This is a genomic window from Anaerotardibacter muris (genome assembly GCF_943192915.1).
GTDB classification, from domain to species: Bacteria; Actinomycetota; Coriobacteriia; order Coriobacteriales; family Eggerthellaceae; genus Anaerotardibacter; species Anaerotardibacter muris.
In genome coordinates, this window is record NZ_CALPCD010000004.1 from 14,470 (window position 1) to 31,397 (window position 16,928).

The 16,928-nt window shown below is 55.9% G+C and carries 17 protein-coding genes; all 17 read right to left on the bottom strand.

The window, feature by feature from the left end; genetic code table 11:
* Positions 1-2: 2 nt before the first annotated feature.
* Positions 3-1,010 carry an NAD(P)H-dependent glycerol-3-phosphate dehydrogenase gene (locus tag NFR25_RS04325; RefSeq protein WP_251198024.1) on the bottom strand — a complete coding sequence of 336 codons (1,008 nt, stop codon included), beginning with the start codon at positions 1,008-1,010 and terminating at the stop codon, positions 3-5.
* Positions 1,010-1,663 carry a glycerol-3-phosphate 1-O-acyltransferase PlsY gene (plsY, locus tag NFR25_RS04330; protein ID WP_251198025.1) on the bottom strand — a complete coding sequence of 218 codons (654 nt, stop codon included), beginning with the start codon at positions 1,661-1,663 and terminating at the stop codon, positions 1,010-1,012. The genes NFR25_RS04325 and plsY overlap by 1 nt, the downstream gene beginning before the upstream one ends.
* A gap of 3 nt (positions 1,664-1,666) precedes the next feature.
* Positions 1,667-2,977, bottom strand: coding sequence for a ribosome biogenesis GTPase Der (gene der, locus NFR25_RS04335; RefSeq protein WP_251198026.1), 1,311 nt, complete (start codon positions 2,975-2,977; stop codon positions 1,667-1,669).
* A gap of 13 nt (positions 2,978-2,990) precedes the next feature.
* Entirely contained in the window at positions 2,991-3,836 is an 846-nt protein-coding gene (gene ispH / locus NFR25_RS04340) for a 4-hydroxy-3-methylbut-2-enyl diphosphate reductase (RefSeq protein ID WP_251198027.1), read from the bottom strand.
* A gap of 2 nt (positions 3,837-3,838) precedes the next feature.
* On the bottom strand, positions 3,839-4,672 hold the full coding sequence (locus NFR25_RS04345) for a lysophospholipid acyltransferase family protein (protein ID WP_251198028.1): 834 nt from the start codon (positions 4,670-4,672) through the stop codon (positions 3,839-3,841).
* Positions 4,673-4,834: 162 nt separating this feature from the next.
* Positions 4,835-5,521: a (d)CMP kinase gene (gene cmk, locus NFR25_RS04350; protein ID WP_251198029.1), complete on the bottom strand. Its 687-nt coding sequence runs from the start codon at positions 5,519-5,521 to the stop codon at positions 4,835-4,837.
* Positions 5,518-6,840 (bottom strand): 3-phosphoshikimate 1-carboxyvinyltransferase, encoded by a 1,323-nt coding sequence (aroA, locus tag NFR25_RS04355; protein ID WP_251198030.1) that lies wholly within the window; start codon positions 6,838-6,840, stop codon positions 5,518-5,520. Before aroA ends, cmk begins: the two co-directional genes overlap by 4 nt.
* A gap of 3 nt (positions 6,841-6,843) precedes the next feature.
* On the bottom strand, positions 6,844-7,974 hold the full coding sequence (locus NFR25_RS04360; protein ID WP_251198031.1) for a prephenate dehydrogenase: 1,131 nt from the start codon (positions 7,972-7,974) through the stop codon (positions 6,844-6,846).
* 55 nt (positions 7,975-8,029) lie between these two features.
* Positions 8,030-8,779 carry a pseudouridine synthase gene (locus tag NFR25_RS04365; protein WP_251198032.1) on the bottom strand — a complete coding sequence of 250 codons (750 nt, stop codon included), beginning with the start codon at positions 8,777-8,779 and terminating at the stop codon, positions 8,030-8,032.
* Position 8,780: 1 nt separating this feature from the next.
* Entirely contained in the window at positions 8,781-9,761 is a 981-nt protein-coding gene (gene scpB / locus NFR25_RS04370; RefSeq protein ID WP_251198033.1) for an SMC-Scp complex subunit ScpB, read from the bottom strand.
* Entirely contained in the window at positions 9,761-10,621 is an 861-nt protein-coding gene (locus NFR25_RS04375) for a segregation and condensation protein A (protein ID WP_251198034.1), read from the bottom strand. The genes scpB and NFR25_RS04375 overlap by 1 nt, the downstream gene beginning before the upstream one ends.
* Positions 10,622-10,637: 16 nt before the next feature.
* Positions 10,638-11,300, bottom strand: coding sequence for a site-2 protease family protein (locus NFR25_RS04380; RefSeq protein ID WP_251198035.1), 663 nt, complete (start codon positions 11,298-11,300; stop codon positions 10,638-10,640).
* A gap of 12 nt (positions 11,301-11,312) precedes the next feature.
* Positions 11,313-11,789, bottom strand: coding sequence for a tRNA (cytidine(34)-2'-O)-methyltransferase (locus NFR25_RS04385; RefSeq protein WP_251198036.1), 477 nt, complete (start codon positions 11,787-11,789; stop codon positions 11,313-11,315).
* A gap of 161 nt (positions 11,790-11,950) precedes the next feature.
* Positions 11,951-13,999: an ABC-F family ATP-binding cassette domain-containing protein gene (locus NFR25_RS04390; RefSeq protein WP_251198037.1), complete on the bottom strand. Its 2,049-nt coding sequence runs from the start codon at positions 13,997-13,999 to the stop codon at positions 11,951-11,953.
* A 169-nt stretch (positions 14,000-14,168) separates the two neighbouring features.
* A complete protein-coding gene (locus NFR25_RS04395; protein ID WP_251198038.1) occupies positions 14,169-15,101 on the bottom strand; it encodes a LysR family transcriptional regulator in 933 nt (310 codons plus the stop codon).
* Positions 15,102-15,304: 203 nt separating this feature from the next.
* The gene (locus tag NFR25_RS04400; protein WP_251198039.1) at positions 15,305-15,607 is read right to left on the bottom strand and encodes a ferredoxin family protein; all 303 of its coding nucleotides are present in this window, start codon (positions 15,605-15,607) and stop codon (positions 15,305-15,307) included.
* Entirely contained in the window at positions 15,604-16,920 is a 1,317-nt protein-coding gene (locus NFR25_RS04405; RefSeq protein ID WP_251198040.1) for an FAD-dependent oxidoreductase, read from the bottom strand. The genes NFR25_RS04400 and NFR25_RS04405 overlap by 4 nt, the downstream gene beginning before the upstream one ends.
* Positions 16,921-16,928 lie beyond the last annotated feature (8 nt).

Consider the following 16,928-nt stretch of genomic DNA (forward strand, 5'->3'; position numbering starts at 1 on the left):
CCTTAGTGCTCGAAGCCCCAGAATTCAGTGGTGAAGGGGCGCCCGATGAGCACGGATGCCGCTTCATCGATAGGGGCCTTATCCCAGAGCACGTTTCGCACTGCTCGCGTGATGGGCAGCTCGACACCGTATTTCGCTGCCAGTGGCTCGATGGTCTTGCACGCAAGTGCGCCTTCCACCACCATATGGGTCTCGTTCTCGTATTCTTCCAAGGTCTTGCCCTGGGCAACGGTCTTGCCGAATGCGCGGTTTCGGGAATGTTCTGAGGTGCAGGTAGCGATAAGATCGCCCGCACCCGCCAATCCCATCACGGTGAGTGGGTCTCCCCCGCGCGCTGCCACCAAACGGCCCATCTCCGCCATGCCGCGCGTCATGAGCATGGCCGCAGTATTGTCACCCATGCCCAGACCGTAGGACATGCCTACCGCAATAGCGATGACGTTCTTGAAAGCAGCGCACAGCTCCACGCCGATATAGTCGGATGAAACGTAGCAACGGAAAGCTTGTGATGCGAACAGATCGCGGAAGAATAGAGCCGTGGCTTCCGAAGGAGAGGCGATCACCGTTGCAGAAGGCACGCCCAACACCACCTCTTCAGCGTGGTTCGGACCCGAGAGCACCGCCAAGCGATCTTCGTTACCCAGCACCTCGGCGATGACCTCGATGGGCAACAGCATGGTCTCAGCCTCAACGCCCTTCGAGCACACGATGATGGGAAGCGAATCGCTTACCAAGCCTTTCATACGCTCGGCGAATTCACGCACTAGATGCGAAGGCACCACGATCACGCAGGCCCCTGCCCCTTCGAGCGCTTCGTCAAGATCGCTCGTGGCTACGAGCGTTTGCGCAAGCTCGACTTCGCTTAAGTAGCGTGGGTTGTGATGGTCGCGCGTGATGGTCTGAGCCACTTCATCCTTGCGCGCCCATATGCAAACATCATTTCCGTTATGAGCTAGCGTGTTCGCAAGCGCCGTGCCCCACGAACCAGCACCGATCACTGCAACTTTCATCAGGCGCTCTTCTCCTTCTTCTTGGAGCCGATGCGATTCTCGTTATGGTTGAGCAGGCGCTTGATGTTCTCGCGATGCGCATAGATGATCAAGAGCGCTGCAATGGTGATAGCCACGATAACGGGGATATTGCCCCAATATAGATAGCATGCGATGGGCGGGCAGATGAGTGCAGCAGCGATGGAGCCCACCGATACATAGCGCGTCGCAACCACCAAGATAGCGAACACGAGCAGCTCGACGATGGAGAAGAACACGCCGATGGTGAAGAAGCACGCCCCAATGGCCACAGCGATGCCCTTGCCGCCATGGAACTTCAGCCACGGCGAATAGATATGGCCCACGATGCAGCCCAAGAATGCGAGCGAGAGCAGGAACTGCCCCGCTGCCAGGCCTGATGTGAGAATAGCCATGTTCATGAACACGGTGCCCAGATAGCCCGAGAGCAAGCCCTTTCCGAAATCCAAAAGGAAGACAGAAGCACCGCCCACCTTACCGAGCGAGCGCATGGCGTTGGTGGTACCGATATTGCCCGAGCCTTCAGAACGAATGTCCTTCTTGAAGAACAAGCGCGAAACGATCACTCCGAACGGAATGGACCCGAGCAGAAACGTGATGACGAATATGAGGATAGCCATTACTGCCAAGCTCATCGATCAGTCCTTTTTCTTGAAACGAAGGCGGATAGGGGTTCCTTCCAGATCGAACGCGTTACGCAGGCGCTTCTCAAGATAGCGCTCGTAAGACGGTTCGATGATATCTGGATGATTGCAGAAGAAGGTGAACTGCGGCGGACACGTGCCCGTTTGCGTAACGTATTTGATCTTGAGCAGCTTCTTGCCCTTGGAGATAGTATGACCGAAGTCGCGGATCTCTTGGAGCCAATTGTTCAGCTTGGAAGTGGAGATGGAGCTGCAATAATTCTCGTAAGCCTTATCCACTGCTGCCCAGATACGATGAACGTTCTTGCCAGAGAGCGCCGATATAGCGATGACAGGCGCATAGCCCACGAACATCAGGCGGTCCTTGATGCGCTCGCGTATCTCGGCCTTTGCTTCTGGGCCCTCTACCAGGTCCCACTTATTCAGCACGATGACCATGGCGCAACCACGTTCTGCCGCCATGCCCGCAACGCGCTGATCCTGGTCGGTAAGGCCAACGGTGCCGTCGATCACGAGCAGCACCACTTCAGCACGATCGATAGCGCGCAGGGCGCGCACGTAGCCGTAATATTCCACATCCTGATCGATGACGCCCTTGCGACGCAGACCCGCAGTGTCAACGATGGTGTAGTACTGACCCTCGTGCTCGATGGTGGTGTCGATGGCATCGCGCGTGGTACCCGCCACATCAGAGACGATAGAGCGGTCGTTGTTGGTCATCTTATTGGTGAGCGAAGACTTGCCTGCATTGGGGCGGCCGATGATGGCCACGTTGATGGTGTCGAGCGATTCGACCTCTTCCACTTCTTCAGGGAACAGCGTCACCACTTCATCGAGCAGATCGCCCGTACCCGTGCCATGGAGCGCAGAGACCGGCCAAGGCTCCCCTAAGCCCAGCTGCATGAACTCCCACATGGCATTGTTGTCGGCTGGGTTGTCGAGCTTGTTGACCACCAACATCACTGGCTTGTTGGAGCGGCGCAAGATATTCGCTACCGCCTGGTCGTCAGCATTGATGCCAGTCTTGCCATCTACCAAGAACAAGATGACATCGGCCTGGTCGGTTGCAACGAGCGCTTGGGATCGGATCGATTCCTGGAAGGCATCGTCCTTGTTCATCTCGATGCCGCCCGTGTCGATGAGCGTGAAATCACGCCCGTTCCAATCGGCTTCATGGTACGAACGGTCGCGCGTCACACCACGCATCTCGTGCACGATCGCTTCGTTGTTCTCCGCGATGCGGTTGACCAGCGTCGATTTGCCCACATTCGGGCGTCCTACGATTGCAACTACGGGCAAAGCCATATCAATATCCTCACTAAAGCGTTTCCAGGTAGGAAACGACTTCCTGTATCTGTTTTTCAGGGGTGGATGCCCCTGCGCTGATACCGACCGATGACACCTCATCGAACCAAGCGCGGTCGATCTCGCGTGCACTCTCTACATGATAAACCGCGTTGCCGCACTGTTGGCACATTTCATATAAACGGGTGGTGTTCGAGGAGTTCCTGCCTCCGATCACCAACATCACATCCACTGAGCTAGCAAGGTCGCGTGCCGCATCTTGACGCTGCACCGTAGCGAAGCAGATGGTGTCCTTCACCATCGGTTCGATCCCGCGCGCCTGAAGCGCTTCGACGATCTGATCGAGCTTCTGGTGCGACTGCGTGGTCTGAACCACGATGCCAACTGGTTCGGTCAACTCATCAGGGATATCTTCCACTGAGCCGACCACCGTACAATGCTCACCCTCGCGGCTCGCATGCGCCAGGATGCCTTCAACTTCTGGATGCCCAGCTTCACCCACTACCAGCACGTGATAACCATCACGCGCCAAGCGCGCCGCAGCTCGCTGTGCTCGTTGCACGTGCGGACAGGTAGCGTCGACCACTTCGTTGCCGCGCTCGTTCAGAACATCGATCACTTCGGGAACCACCCCGTGCGAACGGATGACAACCGCTTCATCTTTGCAATCATCGACGCCTTGAGCAACGCGAATGCCCTGGCTCTCCAGTTCACTGACCACTTGCGGATTATGGATCAGCGGACCGAGCGTACAGACCGCCTTTCCCGATTCAGCTGTTTCGAGCGTTAGGTCCAACGCGCGCTGCACACCGTAGCAAGCGCCAGCGTATTCTGCGCGTACGATCTTGAGCCTTCCCACGCCTACTCCTTTTTGGCTGGGGCAACGTAGTCGGGCAAGGTAGCAGGATCGAAGGTGGGAATGTTGCGACCTTCGAAATCGGCGGTGAAATCCTTGCTCTCAGGAAAGAGCGCAGCCATGTCGATCTGATCCGCAGCAACGCCTTCGCTCAGCGCCATCGCTTCACGCAGCACATACCACGTCGCGCCATCCAAACGCTCTTCCTTGGGCAGGAAATCGAAGGACGAGAGCTCCACAGGGTCACCGTAGATGGCGGTGAGCTTCGGGAAATGCAAGCGCTTACCCTTGGGCTTCACTTCATTAGCGTTCACCAATCCCAGCGGAATGAGCGGAGCGCGACCCAAGCGCGCGATGAGCGCCGCGCCACCATGGAGTGACGGTTCGGTCTTGCTACGCCCGCGGCGAGTACCCTCAGGGAAGATCCCCACCAATTCGCCATTCTTCAGGAAACGGGCCGCGCGTTTGACCGTGGACATATCCGCGGAATCACGCTTGACAGGAAATGAGCCTACGCGCGCTATTAGAAAACCAAGCGCTCCGTGGGCGATGGTGAAGAGGTTCTCGCGTGCGATCAGGCGCGTCCATCGCTGAGGCCACGATGCCAAGAACATCATGACCACATCCATATAGGATTTGTGCGGACCCAAGATCACCGCTCCGGTCTTCTTGCCCTTGAATTTGAGGATGACCTCCTTGTTCTTCACAGAGAAACGGAAGAGCACCTTCATGATGGCCATGACCACGCCCGATTCGATATTGCCGACGAAATGGCTCATCCGATTCGAGCGATCGTTGCCGTCGACTGACATATCCCAAAGCTGTTCGATGGTCTTCACAGGCCGTCCTTACTTAAATCGATCCTGGTTCTGGTCTTGTCTAGCTCATCTAGTCTTATCAGGTCTTACCTGATCTTCGTGCGGAAGTGCATTTTTATCAGCAGAGCCCTAGCATTAGCCTTTGCCTTAGTCTCAGCCCTAGCATTGGTCTTAAGCTCAGCCTTAGCCTTGAGCTTGGGCTTGGGCTGCGCGTGCCATAGCGCAGATCTGGTCGATGATCTCTTCGATGTAGCAATCCGTCGAATCCAGATGATGGGCATCATCGGCTGGCTTCAGCGGCGAGACTTCACGGCTTGAATCGACCTTATCACGCCTGATGATGTCAGCGAGCACTTCTTCATAGTCAATGGAACCCAAGTCGCGGTCGACATTCTGGCGCACGCGACGATGAGCGCGCTCTTCTGGCGATGCCGTAAGGAAGACCTTGCAAGCTGCATCAGGAAAGACTGTAGTGCCGATATCACGTCCTTCGACCACGAAGTTGCCCTCAGAGCCGATGCGCTGCTGTTGGACGAGCAGCGCAGCACGCACGGCAGGAGTTGCCGAAACAGGCGATACCGCCTTATCGATCTCGGCCGTGCGAATAGCAGCGGTAACGTCTTCCCCATCGATCAACACACGACGTGCGATCGGGTCACCTTCATCATGTTCGAAGGCTATCTTGCATTCATCAGCAAGCTTGCCGAGCGCTTCTTCATCGGAAAGATCGACACCCGTATCGAGCGCCTTCCACGCGATAGCGCGATACATCGCACCAGTATCCAAGCACGAAAAGCCCAGCTTGCGTGCAACTGCCTTCGCAACGGTCGATTTACCTGCGCCCGAAGGCCCATCAATAGCAACTATCATTGAGCAAGCCCTTCCAAGCTCTCGAGGAATTTCGGGAAGCTGACCTTCACCGAATCGAAATCGATGATATCGACTGGCGCGTTGCCGCACAAGCCAACCAACGCCCAGGTCATGGCCAAACGATGGTCCTTATAGGAATCGAAGGTAAGACCCGAAGGGACCACCAAGCCTGGCTGGCCTTCGATGTAGAGATCATCGTTCTCTTCCCATGCATCCACGCCAAGAAGACCCAGGCCTTCGATGATGGCCTCAAGACGATCTGCTTCCTTCTTGCGCAGTTCGTTCACCTGGCGAAACACCGTGCGACCGTGCGCATGAGCAGCCACCAACGAAAGAACGGGGATCTCATCGATGACGCTTGCGATATGCTGCTTGGGGATCTCGCAGCCCATGAGCTTCTGCGTGAAGGTCACCTCGATATCACCCTTTGGCTCTTTGCCTTCTTGGCCTTTATGGTAGACCTCGATATCAGCACCCATACGCTCGAGCGTACGAACGAAGCCGATGCGCGAGGCGCTCAGGCTCACATTCTCCACCTTGATAGAGCTACCCGCCTTCATCAAGGCAGCGCATATGAGGAATGCCGCCGATGATGGGTCGCCAGGGACATCCACTTCGGATGCCTTGAGCGTGACAGGGCCTTCGACCATCGCTGTGCGATAAGCCGCTGAAGTGGTGGCGCCATATTCAGGGAGCATGAGTTCAGTGTGGTTGCGCGAAGGAGCTGGCTCGTTCACGCGGGTCTCGCCATGGGCACGCAGACCAGCCAACAAGACTGCGGTCTTGAGCTGCGCCGATGCCATAGGTGCGTCGTAGACGATAGGTTTCAGGTTAGGATTGCCGATCTCGATGATGGGAAGGTTTTCCTGTGCTTCAGGCTCGAAGCGCGCACCCATCTTCATGAGCGGTGCGATGATGCGGCGCATAGGACGCTTGGTGAGCGATTCATCACCCGTGATCTCGACACGAATAGGCCACGGTGCCACCATGCCCATGAGCAAGCGCGCTGTAGTGCCAGAGTTCCCGCAATCGAGCGGAGCATCAGGCTGCTTAGGACCTTCATCGCCCCAGCCCGTCACCGTACCAGCGAGCGATCCATCTGGCTCTGCCTTCAAGTCGACCTTCGCTCCCAATGCACTGACCACGTCGATCGAAGAGCGAACATCAGCAGAATCGAGCACGCCCGAGAGCTTCGAAGTGCCCTCTGCCATTGCTGAGAGCAAGATAGCGCGATGCGAGATCGACTTGTCACCAGGAACGGTAGTAGCCCCCTTCAGAGGGTGCAAGAGCGGTTTGATGCGCATAACCTGAGCGTCCATAAGTTACTCCTTAGAACTCAAGGGACGAAACGAGATGCTGAACCCTGCCTTGATGAGCTGGGTGGACAGCTTCCCGATGTCTCCTTCATCGGTCAAGATCAAAACGAGATCTGCGGTCGAAGATGTGACATGATCGATCTCGATGGACTGGATGTTGCAACCAACCTGGCTGGCGATGGTGGTCACCTCTGCGATGATGCCTGTGCGGTTGGTCATGGGGATGCGCACCTCCAGCAGATCTTCCGTAGCGGGGATCCACTTCGCGGGGAGCGCTTGGCGAGCCTGAGCTGCGCGGTCGAGCAAGGTGGAGAACGTTGCGCGATCAGCCTGTTCGAGCGCAGAAGCGTACTGGCTCAAGATATCCTGCATTTCTTGAAGGCCTTGCATGATGGCCTGAGGGTTTTCAAAAGCAATACCGGTCCAAAGCTCTGGCGAGCCTGCAGCGATGCGCGTTGAATCCTTGAAGCCGCCTGCCGCCAAACGGAAGAGCGCCTCTTGATCACCTGCATGACGCACGGCCAATTCTACGAGCGAAGACGCTACGAAATGGGGCACGTGGCTGATGATGGCCACCGCTTCGTCGTGACCTTCACGGGTAAGGCTCACCACGCGTGCGCCAATGGAAGTGAGCACGTCATGGAGAGCTGCGAACGCATCGGGAAGCGTATGCTCATCAGGGCAGAGTACCCAGTGGGCATTCTCGAACAGATCAGCGCGCGCACCAAAGACTCCGCTCTTCTCCGAACCTGCCATAGGATGGCCGGGAATATAGCTATCGGGATGAGGGAGCACCTCAAGAGCCGTTTCGACGATCTGATTCTTGGTCGAGCACGTGTCGGTGACAACACCACGATAGTCGCAGTCGGCCAGCACTTGGAAGTATTCAGGGGTTGCCGTGACCGGCGTTGCAAGCACTACCAGATCGCAAGTATTGAGCTTTTCAGCGAGCGTGGGATCGGCTGGCTCGAGCCCTTCGGTGATCCAGCCGCGAGAGAGCAATTCATCGACCGCTTCGCGTTGTGTGTCGATGCCAAGGATGAACGCATCAGGATACGCCTTGCGATAAGCTCCTGCAAAGGAGGCTCCGATCACTCCAAGGCCAACGACTGCAACGGATTCGAACGGCTGATCCATAGCTATCCTGCTACTCCCCTTTCCCAAAGAATATCGCGCGTTGCGCGGAGGTTGGTTACGAGTCCATTCTATCACGGGAAAGACCAGTTGCAGCGAGGAGTGCGCGGTGTTCTTCTTCATCAAGAAGTCGCCATTTTCCCGCTTGCAGATCGCCAAGCTCCACAGGACCGATCTGGATGCGTTCCAGCTGCTCGACAGGGTGGTTCACCGCTGCGCCCATACGCCTGACCTGGCGATTGTGGCCTTCGTAGATGGTCAGCTCCAAAAGAGTGCGATCGTTTGCCTGTTCCAGCACACGAGCATGCGCAGGTTGCGTGATGCCGTCTTCAAGATGGACACCTTCTTGGAGGGTCTGCAGTGCCCGAAGCCCCACTGAACCCTTCACCCAAGCCAGGTAGGTCTTCGCAACGTGATGACGTGGATGGATCAGAGCATTGCCCAGTTCACCATCATTGGTGAAGAGCAACAAGCCCGTAGTGTCCTTATCCAAGCGGCCAACAGGAAAAAGGCCCGGATAAGCATCGGTAGGGATCAATTCAGAAACGCAACGGCCACCATGGTCATCGGACATGGCACTCAAGAAGCCCGCAGGCTTATTGAGCATGACGACCACCTTCTTATCAGGAAGCTCCACCATTTCCCCATCAAGAGAAACTTCGTCCACGCCTGGTATTATCTTGGTGCCCAGCTCAGAGACGACCGTGCCATTCACGCTCACGCGCCCCTCAGTGATGAGCGCCTCGCATGCGCGCCTGCTGGCTACCCCGCAGCGAGCAAGATATTTCTGAAGGCGCACTGGTTCCATATCATTCTTCGTCGAAACGGATGGATTCAAGATCGATCTTCTCGACCGCGCCGAGCGCACCTGTGAGCGCTTCGAGCATGTTGTGCTCGGGCTCCTCTTCGATCTGATAGGACTGCGTCTGCTCCTTGACCAGACCCAAGCGCTCAGAGATGAGCGTACGCGTGGCTTCGTCTGGCGCGAAAGATTCAAGGTCGGGCAATTCGTTGATGGATTTCAGTCCGAAGCGTTCAAGGAACACCTTCGTGGTGCCATAGAGCGCCGCATTCGATGGTGGTTCTTGCACGCCAACTTCGCGCAAGTAGCCCTTTTCCAGAAGCGAACTGACCGAACTATCGGAACTCACGCCACGGATAGCTGAAACATCGTTACGGGTGACCGGCTGGCAATACGCTACGATGGCAAGCGTTTCGAGCGCGGCTTGGGAAAGCTTGCGCTTATCCCAAGAGACCACGTACTTCTCGAGCAATTCATGATAGCGCGGATGGGTGACCAAGCGCCAACCACCAGCGCGTTCGTTCAGTTGGATGCCGCGATCTTGGTTTGCGTAGGTTTCTTGGAGCATGTGCAAAGCTCGATCGACCTGCTCAATGGGCGCACCAAGCTGGTCTGCCAGCGCTCGCGCATCTACGGGGTCGTTTGTGACGAACAGCATAGCCTCGATTGCCGAAGAGATATCATGCTCGGACATGCCGCCCTCAACTTCAGAGATCAGCTCCTCTTCAGCGTATACGACCGCATCATCGCTCGATCCGTTGGTCGATCCGTCGGTCGCCTCGTCAGTCGTTTCATCGGACACCTCATCGGTCGCCTCGTCGGCCCATTCGTCTGTCAGGATATCGCCTGCCAGAACATCGCCTTCTAAAGCATCATCCGCTTCAGCGATCTCTTCGATCACGACCACTTCTTCGGTTTCGACTTCGACTTCAACCTCGGTTTCGACCTCAGTTTCAACTTCGATGGCTTCTTCGTTGCTGTATTCCACTAACGTTCCTCCTCGATCACATCGTGATCGTTCTCGGCAACCAGTGCCGCATCATCGGATTCGCTCTCTTCTGCTTCTTCGAGCGCTTCTTCGATAGGCGCGAACCCATCGTCTTCTTCGGGCTGATCGATATAGCTGATGGCGATATCTCCGAACAGCTCGTCTTGGCGCAGCGATATCTTCGCCTGCTTGAACAACTCGAGCAACGCCAGGAAAGTGACCACCACTACGTGTGAACTGGTGTCCTTGTCCACGAAATCGGAGAACTTCGCCACGCGTTGATGGCGCAGGCGGTCATAGATGCGCTCGATCTGCACTTCCACAGGGATGGCGCGGGCTGCGATATGCTCAGATTCCAGCAGGAAGATATCTTGCCTGCTGAAGACCGATGCGCACAATTCCCCGATACGCTCCACCGATACCCCGCGCAGATAGTCAGGCATCAAGCGGAACAGCGATGCATCAGGCCCGAAGGGGCGTTCATGCATGCGCGTCTCGGTCTCGAAGCGGCGCTCCAATGCCGCCGTAGCGTTCTTGAACTTCTTGTAGTTGATCAGGCGCTCGATGAGGATACGACGCAGGTCGGAAGGTTCGTATTCTTCAGTTTCCTCATCGCTTGCAGCCATCTCTTCACGCGGAAGAAGGCTTGCTGCCTTTATCTCGAGCAGCGTAGAAGCGACCAGGATGAAGTCGCTTGCGATCTCGAGGTCGAGCGCTTGCATACGGCGGATCTCGGCCAGGTATTGATCGGTGATATCAGCCAGCGAGATGGAACCGATATCCACGCGCTGGCGATGGACCAAATGCAACAAGAGGTCGAAGGGACCCTCGAAGCTCTCTATCCTCACCTTATAAGACACGCGTAGTTCCTTCCTTCTACGGCATCAACAATGCGCCAAGGTTGCCCGCGGTCGCATTCAAATACAAGCTGATGGGATTCACGTGGATGATATAGGGTAGCACGAAGATGACGATCAAGAAGATGGGCAGCGCATACTGCTGCACGCGATAATACGTTGGCAGATATTTCACCGGCAAGAAGAACGCGATGATGGACGAACCATCGAGCGGCGGGATGGGCAGCAAGTTGAAGAACATCAGATAGAGGTTGATCATGATGAACAACGGCAAGAACAGCCCGTAAAAATACACGAAGAACATGTTGTTGGCCGACATCGTTACGCCCGAAAGTGCGAACATACAGGCCGAGCCGATCAAGGCCAACACCAGATTAGCTGCAGGGCCCGCCAGACCAACGACCACATCACCCACGCGCTTGTCTTTGAAGTTGTTGGGGTTATAAGGCACGGGCTTGGCATAACCGAACACAGGGCCACCCATGAAGATGAGCAGCAGCGGCAAGATGACCGTGCCGAACGGGTCGATATGCTTAAGGGGGTTGAGCGTCAGGCGGCCACTTTGCTTTGCGGTATTGTCACCCAGTTTGTAGGCCGCGAACCCGTGCATGAATTCGTGGCAGACGATCGCTGGTATGAAAGCCAACACGCTGCAGATGATATAAGGAATCTGGTAATCCATCACACCTCGGTCTTAAGCCAAACCAATGAAGCCATTCTGACGTAGCGCTTCGTAAGCGCCGATCGCGACCGCATTCGATAGGTTCAGCGAACGCGACTCCCCTTTCATGGGAATGCGCACGAGCCTGGCCTGCTCGCGGTCGAGTATCTCGGGGTCGATACCGCGACTTTCACGTCCGAACACCAAGAATACTTCTCCTGAATAGTCTACTTCAGTGTAGCTTCGTTCGGTCCGCCCCGTGAAGAAGAACAGGTTACGGGCACCGTATTCATCGAGAAACGCGCGCGTGCTGGCATGGTGCTCGATGGCGACATCATCCCAATAGTCCAGCCCAGCTCGCCTCAGATTGCGTTCTGAAGGACGAAAGCCCAGCGGTTCGACCAGATGCAAGGTAGCGCCGATGCACGCGCAGGTGCGCGCGATGTTGCCCGTATTCTGCGGGATCTCGGGTTCGAACAGAACGATATGGAGCTTGAATGGATTATCCATGGTCTTCCTCGCTGGTATCTGGTCGTAAGGGCAATGGTGTTCATTGTAAGGTGCGCGTGCTTTGGGATGTTAGGTCATAGTGCATGGGTCATGAGTCATGGGTCGTGGAGAAGCTGATCCGTTGAAGGGTGCGGCCCTGCCCTTCAGCTAACCCCGCGACCTTACGCTTGCATCGCTTTGTCGTATTTGCGCGTTTCCGCCTCGATCTCTTCCGAGAGCGTCATCCACTCTTCTTCGTGCGCGCTCAGATTCTTCTTCAGTTCAGCATGTTCAGCGATCGCCTGAGCTGATGCCTGCTCGTCCTCGTAGAAGCTCGCATCTGCCATCAGGGCCATCAGCTCCTCAAGGCGCGCCTGCTCCTTCTCGATGATCCTATCCAGTTCAGAAACGCGCTTTCGCTGATCCTTGAGCGCCGCATAGAGCTCGTTGCGCTTCTGCGCTTCAAGGCGCTTCTGCTCCTTGGTCTTGGGCATGGAGCTTGCCTGCTTGCGACGATGAGAGCGCACGGTAACTTCGGTAGCGCTCCCCTCTTCGGTATCCGCTCGCGCCTGCACAGAGGCAGACGACTGCTTGGTAGACGCCTTAGGTTGCCCCTTCGCCTGATCGTTGGCCTGATCCTCTAGCTCGGTCTTGTACAAGTAGTACTCGTAATCGCCCGGATACGAAGTGACCCCTTCAGGCGTTATCTCTATGATGCGGTTGGCCACCGAACGGATAAGATGACGATCGTGCGAGATGAGCACGATGGTCCCTTCGAACTGCTTGAGCGCTTGCTCCAAGATATCCGCGCTTGCGATGTCCAAGTGATTGGTAGGCTCGTCCAAGCAGAGCAGCGGCGTAGGGGCAACGAGCATCTTCGCAAGCGCCAAACGGCACTTCTCACCGCCCGAGAGCACCGCAACCTTCTTATCGATGTCATTCGGGCCGAACAAGAACGACCCCAGCAGCGTGCGCACTTGCGAGATGGTCCAACCAGGTGCTACGCGATCGAGTTCCTCGAATACGGTATTGCCTGGATTCAGCTCTTCGAGCTGATGCTGCGCGAAATAGGTCTTGGTCACGTGGGTGCCGTAGGTAACTGAGCCGCTATCAGGCTCGAGAACGCCAGCGAGCATCTTGAGCAGCGTCGACTTGCCCGCACCATTGGGTCCCACCAACGCCACCTTCTCGCCACGATAGAGCGACAGGTCCAGGCCATCGTAGACCTGCTTGGTGCCGAATGCTTTATGGAGGTCTTCAGCAGCCACCACCTTGTCTCCCGTACGAGGAGGTTGCTGAAAGCTGAAATGGACCTTCTTGCGCTCTTCGGGCACCTGGATGATCTCCATGCGCTCGATCTTCTTCACGCGGTCCTGAACCTGCTTGGCCTTCGTAGCCTTATAGCGAAAGCGCTCGATGAACGCCTCCATGTGCGCGATCTCTTCTTGCTGCTTGGCAGCCTGTTCACGCAGGAGCGCCAAGCGTTCTTCACGTTGCTTCAGGTAGCTGGAGTAATTGCCGGTATAGAGCATCACGCGCCCTAGGTCGATCTCAGCTACGCGGTCGACGGTGTTGTCAAGGAATTCGCGGTCGTGGCTTACCATCAGCACCGCACCCTGGTAGCTCTTCAAAAAGCCCTCGAGCCACTTCACGCTCTCAAGGTCAAGATGGTTGGTCGGCTCGTCGAGCAGAAGCACTTCGGGGTTGCGCGTGAGCAACTTCGCCAGCGCGATGCGCATCTGCCAACCACCCGAGAACTCCGTAGTGAGCCGCTGCATATCTTCTTCTTTGAAGCCCAGGCCGAACAACACGGCACGCACGCGCGACTCCAGCGTGTAACCTCCCATGGCTTCGTACATATCGCTCGCTTTGCCATAGGCGGTCAGGTTCGCTTCGCTCGGGTCCTCTTCCAGCTTGCGCTCCAGTTCGCGCAGCTTCTTCTCTTGCTCCACCACTTCGTATTGCGCTGAGAGCACCTCTTCGAAGATGGGACGCTCCCCCATCTCGATAGCTTCCTGTTCCAGATAACCCACACGGGCGCCCTTAGCGATGACCACGCGCCCTTCGTCAGGGTCGTCTTTGCCTGAGATGATATTGAGCAGGGTGGTCTTGCCTGCGCCGTTAGGACCCACGAGCGCCAAGCGATCGAATTCTTCCAAACGCAAAGAGACCCCCGAGAAGAGTTCTCGAGAGCCGAACGACTTAGCGATCTGTTCAAGTTGCAAGATCATGCTCAACCAGTGTATGCAATCAAGCCTTCCTGCGCAAATGCGTTCACTTCGGGGACGGGTCCAAAACTGTCCTGGACACTTTGGGGACGGGTTCAATTCTGTCCGGGACACTTTTGGACCCGTCCCCATCTTGTCCGGGACAGATCGGGGACAGGCCTCGATCCATTCGTTAGTCGAAAAAGGACATGGAAGGGTCTTCGCGATCAAGCTGATGCGCTTCGACGAACTTGATGAAATCGTCCACGCAGAAAGGATGATACTTCTTCTCGTTGTAAGCCATATAGATAGTGTGGTAGTAGCGTTTGCGCTCTTCAGCATTGTTATAGAACGGCTTCACCACGATACCCTGAACATGCTTCAGGAAGAACGTATCCAACATGAGCGCCACTTCAACACCATTAGCTGCAAAACCAGCCAGGATCGATTCGTCGTCGAAAGCGTAGCGCACGTTATCGAAGCCCCATTGATCAACCACGTTCTTCACGGCCTTTCCCAGCGGGATCTGCTCGCGATAGGTGATCAGCTCCACATCGACAAGATCATCAGGCGTGATGAAATCCTTGTCCGCCAGTGGGCAATCTGCATTCATGGCGATGATGAATTCCTGAGCCAAAGCTGGCACATAGGTTATCTCCGCGCCCGCTTCGTCATCGCGCGCACAGAAGACCACGTCATAGCGTCCGTCCTTCAAGCATGCGAGCAGGTCTTGCGAGGGCTTCTGAGAGATGTTGAAATCGTAGCGATGGTCGCTCGACTTGTGATAAAGGTTCAACAGCTGCGGAATGTAGTCGGTCTGCACCGTGATGATGCAGCCCAGATCGATAAGACCGCCGTCGCTTTCCCCCGAATAGCTCTTCATCACTGCAACGCCCTTATCGAGCTGTTCGAGCGATGCATTCACATAGCCTAGGAATTCAGCACCGTACTTGGTCAGCTCAACGTTGCGCCCCTTCTTCTGGAACAGCGCGACGCCCAACTCCGATTCCAAAGAAGAGATGGAGCCTGAGAGCGTGGGCTGGGTGATGAACAATTCCTTTGCGGCACGCGTATAGTGCTGCATATCAGCAAGCTTGCTGAAATAGTAGAGTTGCGAAAGATTCATACGGACCTCAAAACGCGAAGGTGCTGTCGGGTGGATGGAGTGACGTCCGCTCGATAACAAGTCTTATCATTCGCAAGAATTATAGCAGAAACCGATAGATTAAGCATGAATCCATCACATACAGTAATAGGCCCCGAAGGGCCTATTACGTTGCAAATCTGTGCTCAGTGGTCGAACCAGGCACGCGCCTGCCGACCGCTATCCTAGCCGAAGCGGTATTCGATACCCATGGTGGGCTGCGGATACTCCCACTTCTCAAGGATGGTATCGCCGCAGATCATACGGCACGTACCGCACTCAAGGCAGCCAGCGTAGTCGAAGCGCTTGGAACCATCTTCTTCGACCTTGTAGAGCGCTGCCGGACAGCACAGAACAAGCTTGCGGAATTCTTCATCAGAAGGATTCTCTTTGAGAACGATATGAGCGTTCTCTTCATCAACGTTGAACTTGTCGATGGAAAGCTTCTCGTCAACGTTGACCGTGATATCACAAACGTTCTCTATCATAGTGCCTTCATTCCTTTCATGGCGTCCTTAGCGATGGTGAACATGCCGATCTCCTTGATCGGGCCCATAGCCATCTTCTTCAGGCTCTCACGCGGCTGACCGTTGACGATGAACATCGGGTTCATGATGTCGCGGATCATCTCTGGGTAACCCTTGAACAGACGCGGGCATTCTTCCATGAACTCAGGGAAGTTCTCATACTGCTTCATGTCGCGCATGATGAAGGACTGGTCGAGCATGGTCTTGTAGCACTGCAGGCCAGCCTTGGAGGTGTCGCCTGCATCCAGCGCCTGGATCGCAGCCTTGCCCGCGATCTCGCCCGAAGCGATAGCCAAGTCCATACCACGGACGGTATAGCCCAGGTTCATGCACATCATAGCAGCGTCGCCTGCAACGATAACACCATTGCCTACCAGCTCGGGCATCATCTTCAAGCCGCCTTCTGGAACAACGTGGCCAGAATATTCGACCAGCTTGCCATCGCGGATGAGCGGAGCGATCTCAGGACGATTCTTGAAGTTCTCGAGCATCTGATAGACCGGGATGTCCTGCTTGATGACCTCGGACATGGTGGCAACGATACCAATGGAGATGCTGTCTTCATTGGTGTAGACGAAAGCACCACCGATCGCGCCATTGGTCATGCTGCCAGCGAAGAGCCAAGAAGCACCTTCACCAGGATTGCAAAGAAAACGGCTCTCGATGACCGCTGGATCGAGCTGGATGGTCTCCTTAGCACCTACTGCGACCTGGTCGATCGCAGGAGCAGGCTTGGAAAGGCCAGCCTTCGAGGTGAGCAGCGAGTTGACACCGTCGGCAAGGATGACCATGCGAGCGGTCATCTCTTCACCAGCTGCAGAGATACCAACGACCTTACCGTTGGCCATGAGCAGATCTTCAACGGCAATGCCAGGGATGATCTCGGCACCTGCCTCTTCTGCCTTTTCAGCCAGCCACTGATCGAAGGGAGCGCGCAGAACGGTCCAGGACTCCTGACCAGGCTCGGTCAGCTCACGAGAGGTGAAATCGACCGTGAAATTCGAGTCTGGAGCCATGAGCGAGATACGCTCATGGGATACCTTGCGCTGCAGAGGAGCATCCAGATAATCTGGGAAGACCTTTGCCAAAGAGTGCGTGTAGATACGACCACCGGTCATGTTCTTCGCACCAGAATAATTGCCGCGCTCAACAACGAGAACAGCTTTGCCAGCTTCGGCCAGCTTGTAGGCAGCAACGCAACCTGCGCAACCACCGCCGACGACGATGACGTCGAAATCAGGTTCGAAATCGACGTCCAATGTGATCTCGGCCATTTTCTTCC